The sequence below is a fragment of the Pseudomonas sp. B21-017 genome (assembly GCF_024749245.1).
Classification (GTDB): domain Bacteria; phylum Pseudomonadota; class Gammaproteobacteria; order Pseudomonadales; family Pseudomonadaceae; genus Aquipseudomonas.
The window spans coordinates 5,319,595-5,335,335 of record NZ_CP087194.1 but is presented as its reverse complement, the minus strand read 5'-3'; the positions used below and the strand labels follow the sequence as shown (position 1 = coordinate 5,335,335).

The following is a 15,741-nucleotide window of genomic DNA, read 5'->3' as shown; positions in this document are numbered from 1 at the left end:
TTACGCCGCTTTCGCTTCCGGCTGGCTCAGGGAGCGGTTCAGTGCGCTGAACAGGGCCTTGAAGCTGGCAGTGGTGATGTTTTCATCGATGCCGACGCCATGTACCGCACGCTCACCATTCACCCGCAATTCAATGTAGGCCGCGGCCTTGGCATTGGTGCCCGCGCCGATGGCGTGTTCGTTGTAGTCCATGATTTCCACCGGGATCGGCAGGCCGGCCACCAGTGCTTCCAGGGCACCGTTGCCCTTGCCGCGCCAGTGCAGGTTGGTTTCGCCCTGACCTTTGCTGGAAACTTCGACTTCCACGGCGCTGTGACCGTTTTCTTCCTGCAGGCGATGGCTGACCAGCGCGTACGGGGTGTTGGCCTGCAAGTACTCGCTGTGCAGCAGCGCGTGGATCTGCTGGGCGGTCATCTCCAGGCCCAGGCGATCGGTTTCACGCTGCACGACCTGGCTGAACTCGATTTGCATACGGCGCGGCAAGCTGATGCCGTATTCCTGTTCCAGCAGATAAGCGATACCGCCCTTGCCCGACTGGCTGTTGACGCGAATCACCGCCTCGTAGCTGCGGCCGATGTCGGCCGGGTCGATCGGCAGGTACGGCACTTCCCACAGGGCGTCCGGTTGCTGCTGGGCGAAGCCCTTGCGGATTGCATCCTGGTGCGAGCCGGAGAACGCGGTGTGAACCAGGTCGCCGACGTACGGGTGACGTGGGTGCACCGCAATCTGGTTGCACTCTTCGACGACTTTGCGCACGCCGTCGATGTCGGAGAAGTCCAGCTCAGGGTCTACGCCCTGGGTGTAGAGGTTCAATGCCACGGTGACGAGATCGACGTTACCGGTACGCTCGCCGTTGCCGAACAGGCAGCCTTCGACACGGTCGGCGCCGGCCATCAGGCCCAGCTCGGTGGCGGCCACGCCGGTGCCACGGTCGTTGTGGGTGTGCAGGCTGATGATCACGCTGTCACGACGGTTGATGTGACGACCGAACCATTCGATCTGGTCGGCATAGATGTTCGGGGTCGCGCATTCGACGGTGGCGGGCAGGTTGAGGATCACCTTGTGCTCAGGCGTCGGGTTCCACACCTCGATCACCGCGTCGCAGACTTCCTTGGCGAATTCCAGTTCGGTGGCGCTGAAGGTTTCTGGCGAGTATTCGAAGGTCCACTCGGTGTCCGGCTGCTGGGCGGCATATTTGACGAACAGCTTGGCGGCGTTTACGGCGATGGCCTTGATCCCGTCCTTGTCCTGGTTGAAGACAATGCGGCGGAAGGAAGGGGAGGTCGCGTTGTACAGGTGAACGATGGCCTTCTTGGCACCGCGCAGGGATTCAAACGTGCGCGCGATCAAGTCTTCACGGCCCTGGGTCAGCACCTGAATGGTGGTGTCGTCCGGGATGTGGCCGCCTTCGATCAGGGTACGCACGAAGTCGAAGTCGGTTTGCGAAGCAGCCGGGAACGAGGCTTCGATTTCTTTCACACCGACTTGCACCAGGGTCTTCCAGAAACGCAGCTTCTTGACCGCGTCCATTGGCTCGATCAACGACTGGTTGCCGTCACGAAGGTCCGAGCTGCACCAGATCGGCGCTGCAGTGATGGTCTTCGATGGCCAGGTGCGATCCGGCAGGTTGATGGTCGGGAACGCGCGGTATTTCGAAGACGGGTCTTTGAGCATGCTCATTGGAAAATCCTTATTGTGTGGGCCGAAAAAAGGCGGCCTGCCGGTGGATCAAATGTTCTGGTAAAGCATCAGACGAGGCACCGCGATTCAGCCTGGCAGTCGTGCACTGACGAGGCACAGGCTGCGGTGCTGGCGGAGCTGAATGAGGGTGTGAGAGGTTTTCATGCCTTCAACCCTAACCGCGGGGGGAAAGGATGGCAAGCAGTCGAAAAAACTTTGAGAGGAATACTCGAAAAGCGGGTTTTTGCGAGATTTTATTGCTCGTAAGAAGCAGGATCGTTTTGTCGCTTGCGCAGTGTCTCAGCCATGCGCAATCGATAGAAGAGGGGTTGAGTGGGTTGAGAGTGTTCGGTTTGCCTGCGGGTTTCGGTGATGCTCAGGCCGTCTTCGCGGGCCTGCCCGCGAAGAGGCCATCAGTCTCAACCACTGCTTATGGCTGAAACGCACCAATGAAAATCGCCGGGTCCACCCGCGCATCGTTCAAGCTGACGTTCCAGTGCATATGCGGCCCGGTCGCGCGGCCAGTTGAGCCGACTTTCCCGACCACCTCACCACGCGCCAGTTGCTGGCCGACTTTCACGTCGATCTTCGACATGTGGCAGAACATGCTGATAAAGCCCTGGCCGTGGTCGACGAACACCGTATTGCCGTTGAAGAAGTAATTCCCGATCAGGATTACCTTGCCGGCGGCCGGGGTTTTGATCGGCGTGCCAGCGGGTACGGCAAAGTCGAGGCCCGCATGGGGATTGCGCTCTTCGCCATTGAAAAAGCGGCGCACGCCGAACTTGCTCGACAGCGGCCCATCGACTGGTTTGTCCAGCAACAGGTTGCTCGGGGTATTCGGGCTGAAGCTGCGGTAAGCCTGGATCTGCTCGGCCAACTCGCCCTCGATGCGCTTGAGATTCGCCGGGTTCGGATTGACCTGCTGCGTATTCTTCAGGGTGATGTGCTGTTCCGGGTATTTCTTGTTGCCGACGGTGAAGCTCAGGTTGCGACCACCGCTGCTCAGCGACTGGCTGCCCGGTTTGACCGTCAGCGGCACGCCGACGATGGCCAGCCAGTTGTTCTGCTCTCTGACCACCAATACGGGTTTGCCTTGATAACTGGCTTTCGGCGCCTGGGCGGAGCTGCCCAGATCAACCACTGCCACACCGCCCGGCACCGGTTTGTTCAACAGGCGGGTGATGTAACTGTCGGCGTGGGCGTTGAAGGTCAGGCACAGCAACAGCAATGGAGCAAAAAAGCGCGGCATGGATCAATCCAGTAAAGAAAGGGTGACAGGCGTCAGGTGATTGTCTTCGACCCGCACTTGCAGTTCGCCATCGCCGAGTTTGGCTTTCAGGCGCTGGCCGGTGTGGGTTTGCGCGGCGCTGCGGATCGCGTTGCCGCGCTCGTCCAGCAGAATGCTGTAGCCACGAGCGAGGGTCGCCAACGGGCTGACCACATGCAGCGTCTGCATCTGACTTTGCAGTTGCAGGCGACGGGATTTAAGCCCTTCGCGCATGGCCCGGGGCAGGCGCTCGGCGAGGCTGTCGAGGCGCTGGCGAAGCATCGCCAGTTGTCGCCCGGGATGTTGCCCGGCGAGGCGGGTTTCCAGGCGGATCAAGCGCTCGCGACGGGTGTTGAGGCTACGTTCGAAAGCGCGGCGCAGGCGCATGTCCAGATCATCCAGGCGTTGCGCTTGCTGACGCAGGCGTTCGCCGGGATGGCGCAAGCGCCGAGAGATGCCTTCCAGACGCAGCCGATCGCGCATCAAGCGGTCACGCATGCGCATCACCAGTCGTCGGTGCAGGCTTTCGACCCGACGCACCAGATCGCTGGAGTCAGGCGCCAGCAGTTCGGCGGCGGCGGACGGAGTCGGGGCACGAACGTCGGCGACGAAGTCACTGATCGATACGTCGGTTTCATGGCCGACGGCGCTGACGATTGGCGTCACACAGGCGTCCACGGCGCGGGCCACGGCTTCTTCGTTGAAACACCAGAGGTCTTCCAGCGAGCCGCCGCCACGGGCCAGGATCAACGCATCGAAACCACGGGCGTCCGCCAGTTTCAGCGCGCGGACAATTTGCGCAGTGGCTTCGCGACCTTGTACGGCGGTAGGGATCAGCGTCAGTTGCACCTGCGGCGCACGGCGGCGGAACACACTGATGATGTCGCGGATCACCGCGCCGGTGGGTGAACTGATGATGCCGATGCGTTGCGGGTGCGCCGGCAGCGGCACTTTGCGCTCGGCACTGAACAGGCCTTCGGCGCTGAGTTTTTCCTTCAAAGCATCGAAGGCCAGACGCAGGGCGCCGTCACCAGCCGGCTCCACGGTGTCGAGAATCAGTTGGTAGTCACCACGGCCTTCAAACAGCGAAACCTTGCCACGAACCTTGACCGCCAGGCCGTCCTTCAGCGCCTGGCGAACCCGCGCGGCGTTCTGCCGGAACAGTGCACAACGCACCTGGGCGCCGCTGTCCTTGAGGGTGAAATACACATGGCCGGACGCCGGGCGGGCGAGGTTGGAGATTTCGCCTTCGACCCAGATGTTGCTGAAAACGTCTTCGAGCAACACCCGCGCGCGGCCGTTGAGCTGGCTGACAGTCAGGACTTCCCGGTCCAGGCCGAGTCTTGCAAAGGGATCTTTAATCATGGGGCGCAGTTTAAAGGCATTCGGCGATCAATCTCCATGATCCGGCGAAAATCCCCTGTGGGAGCCCCCTCGCCACAGGTCGCTCCCCACAGGTTTGCTACGGCAGCCGGGTGAAGTGTTCAACGAATTGCTGAACCAGCGCGGCGGGATCTTGCCGGCAGGCGAGGGCGACGGTGCTGTGGCAATCCGGATCGGCCAAGGGGAGAAAATGGATATCCGGCGGCGCAATGTCCTGCATTGATTCCGGTAATAGCGCGATGCCGAACCCGGCCTGGATCAATTGCAGTTGCGTGGTTTTGCGTGACACCACCCGAGCCGCCCGGGGAAAGAACCCTTGGCGCATGCACAACTCGGCAGATAGATAGCTCAGGCCGCCACGCTGTGGATGAGGGATGGAAATAAACGCTTCATCCTTCAACTGTGCCAGATCGATGCCGTGTGCGGACTTTTCCACAGCCAGCCGATGATTCGGCGGCACTGCCAACAACAGACGCTCGCTGTACAGCGGAACAATCTGCACCCCTTCACGCTGGCGCAGCACCGGCAGGCGCAACAGACCCACATCGAGGCGACCTTCGGCCAATTCTTCCAGTTGTGCCTCCGAGGACAGCTTGACGATATCCATCGACACCCCGGCATGCAGATCCAGATAAACGCTGATGCCGCGCAGCAGTCGACCACTCATGGGCACGGTGCTTGAGTGGCTCAGGCGCACGACGCCCAGTTGACCGGTGCCCACTTGAGTGGCCATTTCGCTGGCCTTGGTCAGTTCGTTCAGCAGGTTTCTGGCCCGAGGCAAAAAGGCTTCACCCGCTGCCGTCAGGCGGGGCTGGCGGGCGGTTCGTTCGAACAGCGGCGTTTGCAGGCGGGTTTCCATGTCCTTGATCTGTCGGCTCAAGGCTGACTGAGCAATAAACAGTCGTTCGGCCGCCGCGCTGAAGCTGCCGCTCTCGGCGATTTCCACGAAGTAACGCAATTGGCGGGTTGAAAGCACCAGATATGCCTTTTTGAGATGGGTGATCGATTTTGAAGATATTAGTCGCAACGCCCGGCGCTGGCTAAAGTCATCACAGGAATAAAAGGAAGCCGTGTCGATGAATGTGCTGGAGTTGTTGAGCCAATGGCCGTGGGGTGCGGTGGATTGGTTGGTGATCGGATTGGGTGTTGCCCTGGCCTACATCGTGTTCGGCATTGCCGGTTTTGGCACCGCGCTGGTGGCGGGGCCGATTCTGATTCTGTTCATGCCACTGTCGAAAATCGTGCCGCTGCTGGTGCTGCTGGATTTCGTCGCCGCGTTCGGCAATCTGCTGCCCTCGCGCCGAGATGTGGAGCGGTCCGAGTTGCTGCGACTGCTGCCGTGCATGGCGGTGGGTTGCACATTGGGGGTGATTTTTCTGCTGAACCTGAAATCCGATGTATTGCTGCTATTGATGGGGCTGTTTATCAGCGCCTATGCGATTTACAGCCTGTGGATCAAAACCCGTCCGACACAATTATCCGCCGGGTGGGCGGTGCCGATGGGCACGGTGGGCGGGATGTTCGGGGCGCTGTTTGGCAGCGGCGGCTTTCTATATGCGATCTATTTGAACAGTCGCTTACCCAAGGATGAGGCCCGAGCCACCCAGAGTGCGCTGATCAGTTGCAGCACCGTGGTGCGTTTGAGCCTGTTTGCCGTCGCCGGTGTGTATGCCGAGCTACCCTTGTTGGTATTGGCGCTGTGTTTGTTGCCGGCGATGGCGCTGGGGCTGTGGATCGGTCGGCGATTGACCATGAAATTGTCCCGCGAGGCCTTCGTGCGGCTGGTGACCTGGCTGGTGCTGGCCAGCGGGATTGCCTTGATCGGGCGTTATTTGAGTACTTGACCGGATTTCGTCAGGGATTAAGCTGCCGGCCGCCCTGACAATCGGCGCACCGCAGCAACATCCATTTGACGCAGTAGGCTTGCACCATGAATTCGCAAAGCATCATTGTCCCGAAAATCTCCACACTGCCGGTACACGAACCCCGGGCCCGGGCGGTCGTGCGGTGGCTGGTGCGCAAGAACATCATTAAAGAAGAGCTGACCACCTGTGGCCGCACCGGCAATCACATGGCTCACGCCATCGCCGACGGCGCCCGCGCCGTGGTCCTGCACCCTGAAGCGCTGCCGTTCGGCGAGCCGATCAATGGCCTGGAGATCATCACCAAGCGTTGCATCTATACACCGGCCAAGGGGTTCCTCGAAGAAGCCGGTTGTGCCGAGTGCCGCAAGGAGATCGGCGAAGCGCTGTTCGAAAGCCTGGAAGACTGGATGCCGGGGCGCACCGATAACTTCACTTGCCCTGAGTGCGGGCATGAAGACGACATCAACGGCTTTCTGTTTTTGCAGGAATGCGGCTTTTCCAACCTGGGGTTCATCTTCAACAATTGGCTCGAGGCCGGGTTCAAGCAGGACTTTATCGATGAGTTTGCCGATTGGCTGGATCAGCCCGTGAGTTGGGTCAAAGTCGAACTCTAAATGCCGGCGTTGGTCCCCTACGGGGGACAATGTTTCTCCGTATGTCAGTAATGCCAATAATAGACAGAGTTTTACATTGAACCCGAGGGGGTGTCTGACTATAATGGCGCGCTTCCATTTTCCCGCTCGGGAGCCCCCGCGATGCTGCGTATCAGCCAAGAAGCTCTGACATTCGACGACATTCTCCTAGTGCCCGGTTATTCCGAGGTGCTTCCTAACGAAGTCAGTCTCAAGACCCGCCTTACCCGTGGCATCGAGCTGAATATTCCACTGGTTTCCGCCGCTATGGACACCGTTACTGAAGCCCGTCTGGCAATCGCCATGGCTCAGGAAGGTGGCATCGGCATCATCCACAAGAACATGACCATCGAGCAGCAAGCTGCCGAAGTGCGCAAGGTCAAGCGTTACGAAGCCGGTGTGGTCAAGGACCCGATCACCATCGAGGCCGATGCCACGGTGCGTGAACTGTTCGAACTGACCCGCCTGCACAACATCTCCGGCGTTCCGGTACTGCACGATGGCGACCTGGTCGGCATCGTCACTTCCCGTGACGTGCGTTTCGAAAACCGCATGGACGTCAGTGTCCGTGAAGTGATGACGCCTAAAGAGCGTCTGGTCACGGTCAAGGAAGGCGCCAACAAGAACGATGTGCGTGAATTGCTGCACAAGCACCGCATCGAGCGCGTGCTGATCGTCGACGACAAATTTGCCCTCAAAGGCATGATGACCGTCAACGACATCGAAAAAGCCAAGGCTTATCCGCTGGCCAGCAAGGACGATCAAGGTCGTCTGCGCGTTGGCGCCGCGGTCGGCACCGGTAAAGACACCGGTGACCGTGTAGCTGCCCTGGTCCATGCCGGTGTTGACGTGGTGGTGGTCGACACTGCCCACGGTCACTCCAAAGGTGTGATCGACCGCGTTCGCTGGGTCAAGCAGAACTTCCCTGAAGTGCAGGTCATCGGCGGCAACATCGCCACCGGCGCTGCCGCCAAGGCCCTGGCCGAAGCCGGCGCTGACGCAGTCAAGGTCGGTATCGGCCCAGGCTCGATCTGCACCACCCGTATCGTCGCCGGTGTCGGCGTTCCGCAAATCAGTGCCATCGCCAACGTTGCCGCTGCCCTTGAAGGCACCGGTGTTCCGTTGATCGCCGACGGCGGCATCCGTTTCTCCGGTGACCTGTCCAAGGCCATCGTGGCCGGTGCCTCCTGCGTGATGATGGGCTCGATGTTCGCCGGTACTGAAGAAGCGCCAGGCGAGATCGAACTGTTCCAGGGCCGTTCGTACAAGGCTTATCGCGGCATGGGTTCGCTGGGCGCCATGTCCCAGGCTCAAGGTTCCTCCGACCGTTACTTCCAGGACTCCTCCGCGGGTGCCGAGAAGCTGGTTCCGGAAGGTATCGAAGGGCGTGTTCCTTACAAGGGCACCCTGAGCGCCATCATCCATCAACTGATGGGCGGCCTGCGTTCCTCGATGGGTTACACCGGCAGCGCCGACATCGAAGAAATGCGCACCAAGCCTGAGTTCGTGCGGATCACCGGTGCTGGCATGGCCGAGTCCCACGTCCACGACGTACAGATCACCAAAGAAGCGCCAAACTACCGCGTAGGTTGAGGCTTCAAGCAAATCGTTAAGCAACCGGGGCTGTTCTATTCAGCCCCGAGTTGTTTCTGAATCACGACTGTTTCTGAATTACTTAGACGAGACTGAATCATGGCCCTCGACATTCACGCTCACCGCATCCTGATCCTCGACTTCGGTTCCCAGTACACCCAACTGATCGCCCGCCGCGTGCGTGAAATCGGCGTTTACTGCGAACTGCATCCGTTCGACATGGACGAGGAAGCCATTCGCGAATTCGCTCCAAAAGGTGTGATCCTCGCCGGCGGCCCCGAGTCCGTGCACGAAGCTGACAGCCCTCGCTGCCCGCAAGCGGTGTTTGACCTGGGCGTGCCAGTCTTCGGTATCTGCTATGGCATGCAGACCATGGCCGAGCAACTGGGCGGCAAGGTTGAAGGTTCCGACCTGCGTGAGTTCGGTTACGCCCGTGTCGACGTGGTCGGCAAGAGCCGCCTGCTCGACGGCATCGAAGACCATATCGACGCTGATGGCCTGTTCGGCCTCGACGTATGGATGAGCCACGGTGACAAGGTCACCAAGATGCCGGAAGACTTCCACATCCTGGCCAGCACCCCGAGCTGCCCGATTGCCGGTATGTTCAACGATGACCGTGCCTACTACGGCGTGCAGTTCCACCCGGAAGTGACCCACACCAAGCAGGGCGGTCGCATCCTGTCGCGCTTCATCCTCGACATCTGTGGCTGTGAAGCCCTGTGGACGCCGTCGAAGATTGCCGAAGACGCCATCGCCCAGGTCCGTGCCCAGGTTGGCACCGACAACGTTCTGCTCGGTCTGTCCGGCGGCGTGGACTCCTCGGTGGTTGCCGCGCTGCTGCACAAGGCCATTGGCGATCAGCTGACCTGCGTATTCGTCGACAACGGCCTGCTGCGTCTGCACGAAGGCGAGCAAGTGATGGCCATGTTCGCCGAGAACATGGGCGTCAAAGTGATCCGCGCCAACGCCGAGGACCAGTTCCTCAACAACTTGGCTGGCGAGTCCGATCCAGAGAAGAAGCGCAAGATCATCGGCCGTACCTTCATCGATGTGTTCGATGCCGAATCCTGCAAGCTGGACAACATCAAGTACCTGGCCCAGGGCACCATCTACCCGGACGTGATCGAGTCGGCTGGCGCGAAAAGCGGCAAGGCGCACGTGATCAAGTCGCACCACAACGTGGGTGGCCTGCCGGAAGAAATGAACCTCAAGCTGGTTGAGCCGCTGCGCGAACTGTTCAAGGACGAAGTCCGTCGTCTGGGCCTGGAACTCGGCCTGCCGTACGACATGGTCTACCGTCACCCGTTCCCGGGTCCGGGCCTGGGCGTGCGGATCCTCGGTGAAGTGAAGAAGGAATACGCCGACCTGCTGCGTCGTGCCGACCACATCTTCATCGAAGAACTGCGCAAGGCCGACTGGTACCACAAGGTCAGCCAGGCGTTCGTGGTGTTCCAGCCGGTGAAGTCGGTTGGCGTTGTCGGCGATGGCCGTCGTTACGCCTGGGTCGTTGCCCTGCGTGCCGTGGAAACCATCGACTTCATGACCGCGCGTTGGGCACACCTGCCTTACGAACTGCTGGAAACCGTCAGCGGCCGCATCATCAATGAAATCGAAGGCATCTCCCGCGTCACCTATGACGTGTCGAGCAAGCCGCCAGCGACGATTGAGTGGGAGTGATCCCGCTCTGACTGATTGTCGGTAACAACCGAAAGGCCCCGTGAATGTGAGTTCACGGGGCCTTTCGCGTTTCACGGTGCGGTATTTTTCTACACTGGCAAGCGTCCTTCGAGTTTCATGCCCATGCCGGTGAGCGCATGGGAAAGGCTGATCAGGTTGGGGTAAGGTTTTTGATGGATGTCAGTCCAGGCGGGGCGATTGACCAGGTATTGCCCATCGGCCGTTCGTTCAACCAGAGTCTCTGTGATCAGGCCGGTTCTGCTGCGATGGACCAATGTCCAGGTTCCGTCAGATTCCTTGAAAGTGAACATTCCCTGGCGGAACAGCAGTTGAGCGATTTCGTCCGGGGTTCGTTGCAGCATGGGCATCGGTACTTGCAGGTTGATATCGGCATACAAGGTGTCGAAATCTCCATGAAAGTTAACGGGGGGCGGGCTGGCATTGCGGCCCACCTCTATGCCGTGGTCTATCTCCATATGCAGGCTGCGCTCGGGAAGTACTTCCTCGATACGCAAGCCGATACCGCCATTCATTTCACTGAGGCCGGCAATGCCTCTAAAGGTATTGGTGTTTTCCTGGCCCGTCAGCACGACCCATTTACCTGATCTGCCAAGCGCTTCATTGGCACGCATGATCGTGGTGGTGAGGTAGTTTTTAATGGATTGTTCCTGAACATCAATGAGGGACGATTCTGGATATCGGTAACTTGCCAGGCAATCGGTCGACTGGATCCTGATACCGTTCTCGCGAGCCACCTTGACGACCTCAAGAGGGGTGAACTGCCCGGCAGGATCGCTTTGTAACTGTTTCAAATACTTTTCGAGCATGCCGTCCATCTTTGCGCCTCTGCCGAAAATATTCAGGTCCATTTGATTGAAGTCATTGAGCAAGCGATGCATATAGATCGTCTTGACGCCTTGCCTGGCCAACGTCTGCATGTTCTCGATGAGGAACCGCATGCTGGCAATACGATCCTGGCTTTCTCCAATCACTAATCCCGGCGAAGCATCGAATATTTCCTGAATGAGTTCCGGGACAGTCATCGACGGCGTGATGACGGGTTGTACCGGGCGTGTCGGCAATGAGGCAAAAAAGTTTTCTTTGGAGAAGAAAGCACGAGCATCTCTCAATAGAGCTGTGCGATGTCCCGCGACGAACTCTTCATAGGGTGTCACCCCTTGTATGCGTCCGTTGGGAAGGTTGATTATTTTTATGTGCGTTTCTTTCTTACCTAGCCCCAGGAAGTTGAGCGACCGCCCATTGGAGGTGTCGTACTTCGTCGAGGGCACGCTAAATGATTCCGGTGGTCGGACATGGTCGGGAAACCGCGAAGGACCCGGAACAGCGGCGAGGTCGTCGTTGCCACCACCCTTCAAACCGGATTTGGGCGTCAACTCCCACTCGCCATCGGCGTTCAAACGCACGGGGATCGATCCTGAGGACGCGTGAGGGTTTGCCGGGTCGATGATGGCCCAGGTGCCACCGCCGTTGATGTCGGTTTCGTAACGCACGTAATAGGCTGCGTCGTTCATCATGATGGCAGTCGAGGGGTTGGAGTTGAGCGAGTAGATGCCCTGGAACTTGCCGCTGGTGGCAAGTGGCGCCTCACTTTCCAGAATCTCGTTACTTTGCCAGTGCTCCGGTACTTCAAGGTTCTGTGCCGGCGCCGGTTTCAGGGGGATGAACTCTGGAAGTTGAGTGGTTGCGCGCCCTGAACCGTCGGACAACTCCTGTTCTTGCGTACCGATCGGTTCGGCAGGATTGTTGGCCTCCCGCAGCCTGGCCATTTCGGTGGCTTCGGCGGCCTCGGCCGAAGCGCCGACCTCCTCCAGAACATCGACCTCCTTGAGCAGCGGAAGGTTGAACAGAAGGTTGATGCCAGCCAGTACGGCGCCTTTTACGCCGGCCTTGCGCTCCGCCACCGTTTTGCCGTTCACGGCCTTGTCGATGTTCAAGCCCATTGAAGCGATGCTGGCGCCAATCACCGGCAGTGCAATCGGCCAGCCGAGCAGCGCCAGCGGCCCGAAGACGTGCAGGCCGGCGCTCAGGTAACCCAGCCACATGCCTTTACGCAGTTGTCCGTTGGTCACCAGAGACAGATCGGCCTCTTGCGACATTGCGCTCTGCACATTACGGCTCAACCAGGAAAACGCGTCACCGCTGATGGTGATGTTTTTTTGATTGATCAGATGGTGATCGTATTTGCCCCACGTACCCACCAATTGGTTCATCAGGGGCGTAATGTTGTCGTGGATCTCCTGACGCACCGACAGCGGGAAGTGGGTCATGAATTCGGTATAACGCGCGTCATCATTCATTTGCAGCAGGATCCACCAATGCATGTCCGTCAACGTCGGGTGCACGTGGAACGCTACTGTGGCCCCCGGGACATAGGTGATTTGCCGTCCGCTACCATCATCGATACGCAGAATATCCGTGGCGACATGCCCGGCGACGTCCAGGGCGCACACCCGCAGATCGGTTGGTGCAGAGGTTTGCGCACGCAAGGTCTCCAGGGAGATCGGCCAGCATTTGTCAGCGGCGACGGCCCGGATGACGGTTTGGAACTCTTCCTCCTGCAGCGTACCGTTTTCCCGCGCCTCAATGGCTTTACTCAGATAGTTGCATTTCGCCAAGGTCCGGTAGTCATCGAAATGCGCGCTCCAGTAGGCGTTCAGCTTGTCCCGGTAACGGTCACTGAAGGTCTCGTGCCAGAAATCCTTGAGCACTGCGCTGGGGTACATCCGGACTTCGTTGGTTTCGTTGTAAATGCTGGCGGTTGCGTCGGCGGTGTAAAACCCGCCGTAACAGTCCAGCTGATCGAAATAGTCCTGATCAGTGACGTAGTACCGATGAATCACCAGCTGCGTCAGGGTCATTGACTGACTGGGTTTAGGGTAGTGCTCCCAACCCAGGAAGGTCTGGGTGCTGCTGGCCGTGACATTGCCAAAGCGATGCCACCAGACCTGATCCGGGTCCAGGCCGGTAATGCCGTGTTTTTTCAGGATTTCAGTGGCCATCACATGGGCTTCTTCGTGCAAATCGGGACAGGCAGTCACGATGACGGGGGCGATGGTCAGCAGGTGCTGTTTGTCTGCGGTATCGGGCAGCGTTTCACTTGTTTGATCGGTAGGCATGTTCTCGCTCCTTGAGAAATGGGCTGAGAGGATTGCCCATTTGCTCGAGGGAGGTGCACTACATAGTTATGTACAAACACGATTCTGGAACGTGTAGGGTCAGCGCCGTGCCACATCCGAAAAGTAGAACTTGTCGAGGGTATGCCGCGATTCGGTGTACTCGAACTGGCGGCCGTCCTGCAGGAAGGTCTGGTTGCTGACCACAATCACATGGCTCTGGCCGTCGAGGTCCAGGTGTTGCTGGTCATCCTTGCTCCGGGGCACCGCTTCGATGGTGCGTTGGGCGTAAGCGATTTGCAGTTGCAGGGTCTGTTCGATGAAGGCGTAGATCGACTGCTCGGCAATGTCGCGGGTCAGGCCGGGAATCACGTCGCTGACGAAATGGTTGATGTCGAGGATCACCCGTTTGCCGTCGATCCGCCGTACACGCTTGATCCGCGTGATCAGGCTACCTTCTTCTGCCTTGATGTGGTCGAGCAGTGGGCCTTCGAGGGGGATTTGTGTGAACTCGACTACCTCGGTGCTGACGTCGTTGCCCAGGCGCGGGTAAGTCTCCTGGAAGCTGACGATGCCGCCCAGCTGAAACTCGATCGGGTTGGTGGACAGCACGAAGGTGCCTTTGCCGTGGACTTTCTGGGCGAAACCGCGCTCCTGCAATTGCTCGATGGCCTTGCGCACGGTGCCGCGACTGGCTTGATAGCTGTCCATCAGTTCGGTTTCGGAAGGCAATCGGGCGCCGCGTTCCAGACGTTCGGTGGTAATGCTGGCAAGCAGATCGCTGTAGATCTGGTTGTATTTACTCATGGGGATGGCTCTGTGCCGCGTTGTGCTCAAGGTTTTGAACCTTAAGGGCAGGGTAGGGGTTTGTCCATGCGGCTTTGGGTTTCTTTGACTTAGGGGGTAGGAAATATCGCCGCCTGTCGGGTTCAGGATAAACAAAATCAAACTCGTCTGTACGAGTTGTTGCTTTAACTCGTACAGACGAGTATTTTTCGCTTCGGCGTGCTGCCAATAACAAAAAACTACAGCGGAAGAACAAGCATGAGCCATGACTATCCGAACATCGTCACCGAGCTGCTGCACAGCCTCGGTGGCAGCGACAACCTCGAGCAGGCCGCGCACTGTGTCACACGGCTGCGCCTGGCCCTCAAGGACCCGAGCCTGGTCAACAGCGCCACGCTGAACCGGATCGATCTGGTCAAGGGTTCGTTCTATACCGGCGGCCTGTTCCAGGTGGTGATCGGCCCTGGCGAAGTGGAAAAGGTCTACGCCGAGCTGCGCCGACAGACCGGTCTCGCCGTCTCGACCATCGCCGACGTCAAACAGAAAAGCGCCGACAAGATCAACGCCATGCAGCGACTGGTGCGGGTGTTTTCCGACGTATTCATGCCGATTCTCCCGGCGCTGATCATTGCCGGCCTGCTGATGGGCATCAACAACCTGATCGGCGCCAAGGGCATGTTCATCGAGGGCAAGACCCTGCTGGACGCCTATCCGACGCTGGACGGGCTCTGGAGCCTGATCAACCTGATGGCCAACACGTCCTTCGTGTTCCTCCCGGCGCTGGTGGGCTGGTCGGCGGCCAAGCGCTTTGGCGGCAGCGAAATCCTCGGCATTGTGCTCGGCCTGATGTTGGTGCACCCGGATCTGCTCAACGCCTGGAACTACGGCAAAGCGGTGGCCGGGCTTGAGGGGCAGAGCTTGCCGTACTTCGACATCCTCGGTGTGTTCCAGATCGAGAAAGTCGGTTATCAGGGCCAGATCCTGCCGATCCTGCTGGCGGCCTATGTGATGAGCGTCATCGAAAAGTGGTTGCGGGCACGGGTGCCGAACGCCATTCAACTGCTGGTGGTGCCGATCACCACCATCGTCGTCACCGGTGTGCTGGCGCTGGCGGTAATTGGTCCGGTGACCCGCCATCTGGGGATTCTCATCACTGAAGGCGTGGTCACCCTGTTCGACCTGGCGCCGATGGTTGGCGGGGCGATTTTCGGCCTGCTCTACGCACCGCTGGTGATCACTGGCATGCACCACATGTTTCTGGCGGTCGACCTGCAACTGATCTCCACCCAGGGTGGCACGTTCATCTGGCCGATGATCGTCATGTCCAACCTCGCACAAGGCAGCGCGGCATTGGGGGTGTTCTACATGACCCGCAGTGTGCGGGACAAAAGCATGGCCTCGACCTCGGCGATTTCTGCCTACTTCGGCATCACCGAGCCGGCCATGTTCGGGGTCAACCTGCGCTACAAGTTTCCGTTCTATGCCGCCCTGATCGGCTCGGCCCTGGGCTGCATCTTCCTGTCGCTGAACAAGGTCCAGGCTTCGGCAATCGGCGTCGGTGGCTTGCCCGGCTTCATCTCGATCATTCCGCAGTTCATTCCGATGTTCGTGGTCGGGATGGTGATTGCCATGGTCGTGCCGTTTGTTTTGACCTGCGGGTTGAGCATGAAGATTGTCCGGCCCGGGTATCGGGTCGCCTGATAGATCGCATTCGCCAGTAC

At 59.2% G+C, this 15,741-nt stretch carries 11 protein-coding genes; 5 read left to right on the top strand and 6 right to left on the bottom strand.

Annotation, left to right across the window (positions count from 1 at the left end; all coding sequences use genetic code 11):
• From leuA to LOY28_RS24150, 4 genes are all read right to left on the bottom strand, one after another.
• Positions 1-1,680, bottom strand: a complete 1,680-nt coding sequence (gene leuA, locus LOY28_RS24165; RefSeq protein WP_064620129.1) for a 2-isopropylmalate synthase — start codon at positions 1,678-1,680, stop codon at positions 1-3.
• A 430-nt stretch (positions 1,681-2,110) separates the two neighbouring features.
• Positions 2,111-2,932, bottom strand: a complete 822-nt coding sequence (locus LOY28_RS24160) for a peptidoglycan DD-metalloendopeptidase family protein (protein ID WP_018927055.1) — start codon at positions 2,930-2,932, stop codon at positions 2,111-2,113.
• A 3-nt stretch (positions 2,933-2,935) separates the two neighbouring features.
• Positions 2,936-4,315 (bottom strand): exodeoxyribonuclease VII large subunit, encoded by a 1,380-nt coding sequence (xseA, locus tag LOY28_RS24155; RefSeq protein WP_018927054.1) that lies wholly within the window; start codon positions 4,313-4,315, stop codon positions 2,936-2,938.
• Between the two features lie 97 nt (positions 4,316-4,412).
• On the bottom strand, positions 4,413-5,309 hold the full coding sequence (locus LOY28_RS24150) for a LysR family transcriptional regulator (RefSeq protein WP_018927053.1): 897 nt from the start codon (positions 5,307-5,309) through the stop codon (positions 4,413-4,415).
• Between the two features lie 100 nt (positions 5,310-5,409).
• Here LOY28_RS24150 and LOY28_RS24145 point away from each other — a divergent pair, with 100 nt between their 5' ends.
• The 4 genes from LOY28_RS24145 (at position 5,410) to guaA (ending at position 10,100) form a co-directional block, all read left to right on the top strand.
• Entirely contained in the window at positions 5,410-6,177 is a 768-nt protein-coding gene (locus LOY28_RS24145) for a sulfite exporter TauE/SafE family protein (protein WP_258612651.1), read from the top strand.
• Positions 6,178-6,263: 86 nt separating this feature from the next.
• Positions 6,264-6,812: a hypothetical protein gene (locus LOY28_RS24140; RefSeq protein ID WP_018927051.1), complete on the top strand. Its 549-nt coding sequence runs from the start codon at positions 6,264-6,266 to the stop codon at positions 6,810-6,812.
• Positions 6,813-6,953: 141 nt separating this feature from the next.
• The gene (guaB, locus tag LOY28_RS24135; protein ID WP_018927050.1) at positions 6,954-8,423 is read left to right on the top strand and encodes an IMP dehydrogenase; all 1,470 of its coding nucleotides are present in this window, start codon (positions 6,954-6,956) and stop codon (positions 8,421-8,423) included.
• 99 nt (positions 8,424-8,522) lie between these two features.
• On the top strand, positions 8,523-10,100 hold the full coding sequence (gene guaA / locus LOY28_RS24130) for a glutamine-hydrolyzing GMP synthase (RefSeq protein WP_018927049.1): 1,578 nt from the start codon (positions 8,523-8,525) through the stop codon (positions 10,098-10,100).
• Positions 10,101-10,189: 89 nt separating this feature from the next.
• Here the strand turns inward: guaA and LOY28_RS24125 are convergent, their stop codons facing one another.
• Together LOY28_RS24125 and treR are read right to left on the bottom strand one after the other, a co-directional pair.
• Complete coding sequence (locus LOY28_RS24125; protein WP_258612650.1) at positions 10,190-13,237, bottom strand: membrane-targeted effector domain-containing toxin; 3,048 nt, start codon at positions 13,235-13,237, stop codon at positions 10,190-10,192.
• A 99-nt stretch (positions 13,238-13,336) separates the two neighbouring features.
• Positions 13,337-14,041: a trehalose operon repressor gene (treR, locus tag LOY28_RS24120; protein ID WP_064620099.1), complete on the bottom strand. Its 705-nt coding sequence runs from the start codon at positions 14,039-14,041 to the stop codon at positions 13,337-13,339.
• A gap of 237 nt (positions 14,042-14,278) precedes the next feature.
• Here treR and treP point away from each other — a divergent pair, with 237 nt between their 5' ends.
• Positions 14,279-15,721, top strand: coding sequence for a PTS system trehalose-specific EIIBC component (treP, locus tag LOY28_RS24115; protein ID WP_258612649.1), 1,443 nt, complete (start codon positions 14,279-14,281; stop codon positions 15,719-15,721).
• Positions 15,722-15,741 lie beyond the last annotated feature (20 nt).

Coding starts and splice junctions, on each gene's coding strand:
- treR (WP_064620099.1), bottom strand. CDS start 14,041: ATGAGTAAATACAACCAGATCTACAGCGATCTGCTTGCCAGCATTACC.
- LOY28_RS24160 (WP_018927055.1), bottom strand. CDS start 2,932: ATGCCGCGCTTTTTTGCTCCATTGCTGTTGCTGTGCCTGACCTTCAAC.
- xseA (WP_018927054.1), bottom strand. CDS start 4,315: ATGATTAAAGATCCCTTTGCAAGACTCGGCCTGGACCGGGAAGTCCTG.
- LOY28_RS24125 (WP_258612650.1), bottom strand. CDS start 13,237: ATGCCTACCGATCAAACAAGTGAAACGCTGCCCGATACCGCAGACAAA.
- leuA (WP_064620129.1), bottom strand. CDS start 1,680: ATGAGCATGCTCAAAGACCCGTCTTCGAAATACCGCGCGTTCCCGACC.
- guaA (WP_018927049.1), top strand. CDS start 8,523: ATGGCCCTCGACATTCACGCTCACCGCATCCTGATCCTCGACTTCGGT.
- LOY28_RS24140 (WP_018927051.1), top strand. CDS start 6,264: ATGAATTCGCAAAGCATCATTGTCCCGAAAATCTCCACACTGCCGGTA.
- treP (WP_258612649.1), top strand. CDS start 14,279: ATGAGCCATGACTATCCGAACATCGTCACCGAGCTGCTGCACAGCCTC.
- LOY28_RS24145 (WP_258612651.1), top strand. CDS start 5,410: ATGAATGTGCTGGAGTTGTTGAGCCAATGGCCGTGGGGTGCGGTGGAT.
- guaB (WP_018927050.1), top strand. CDS start 6,954: ATGCTGCGTATCAGCCAAGAAGCTCTGACATTCGACGACATTCTCCTA.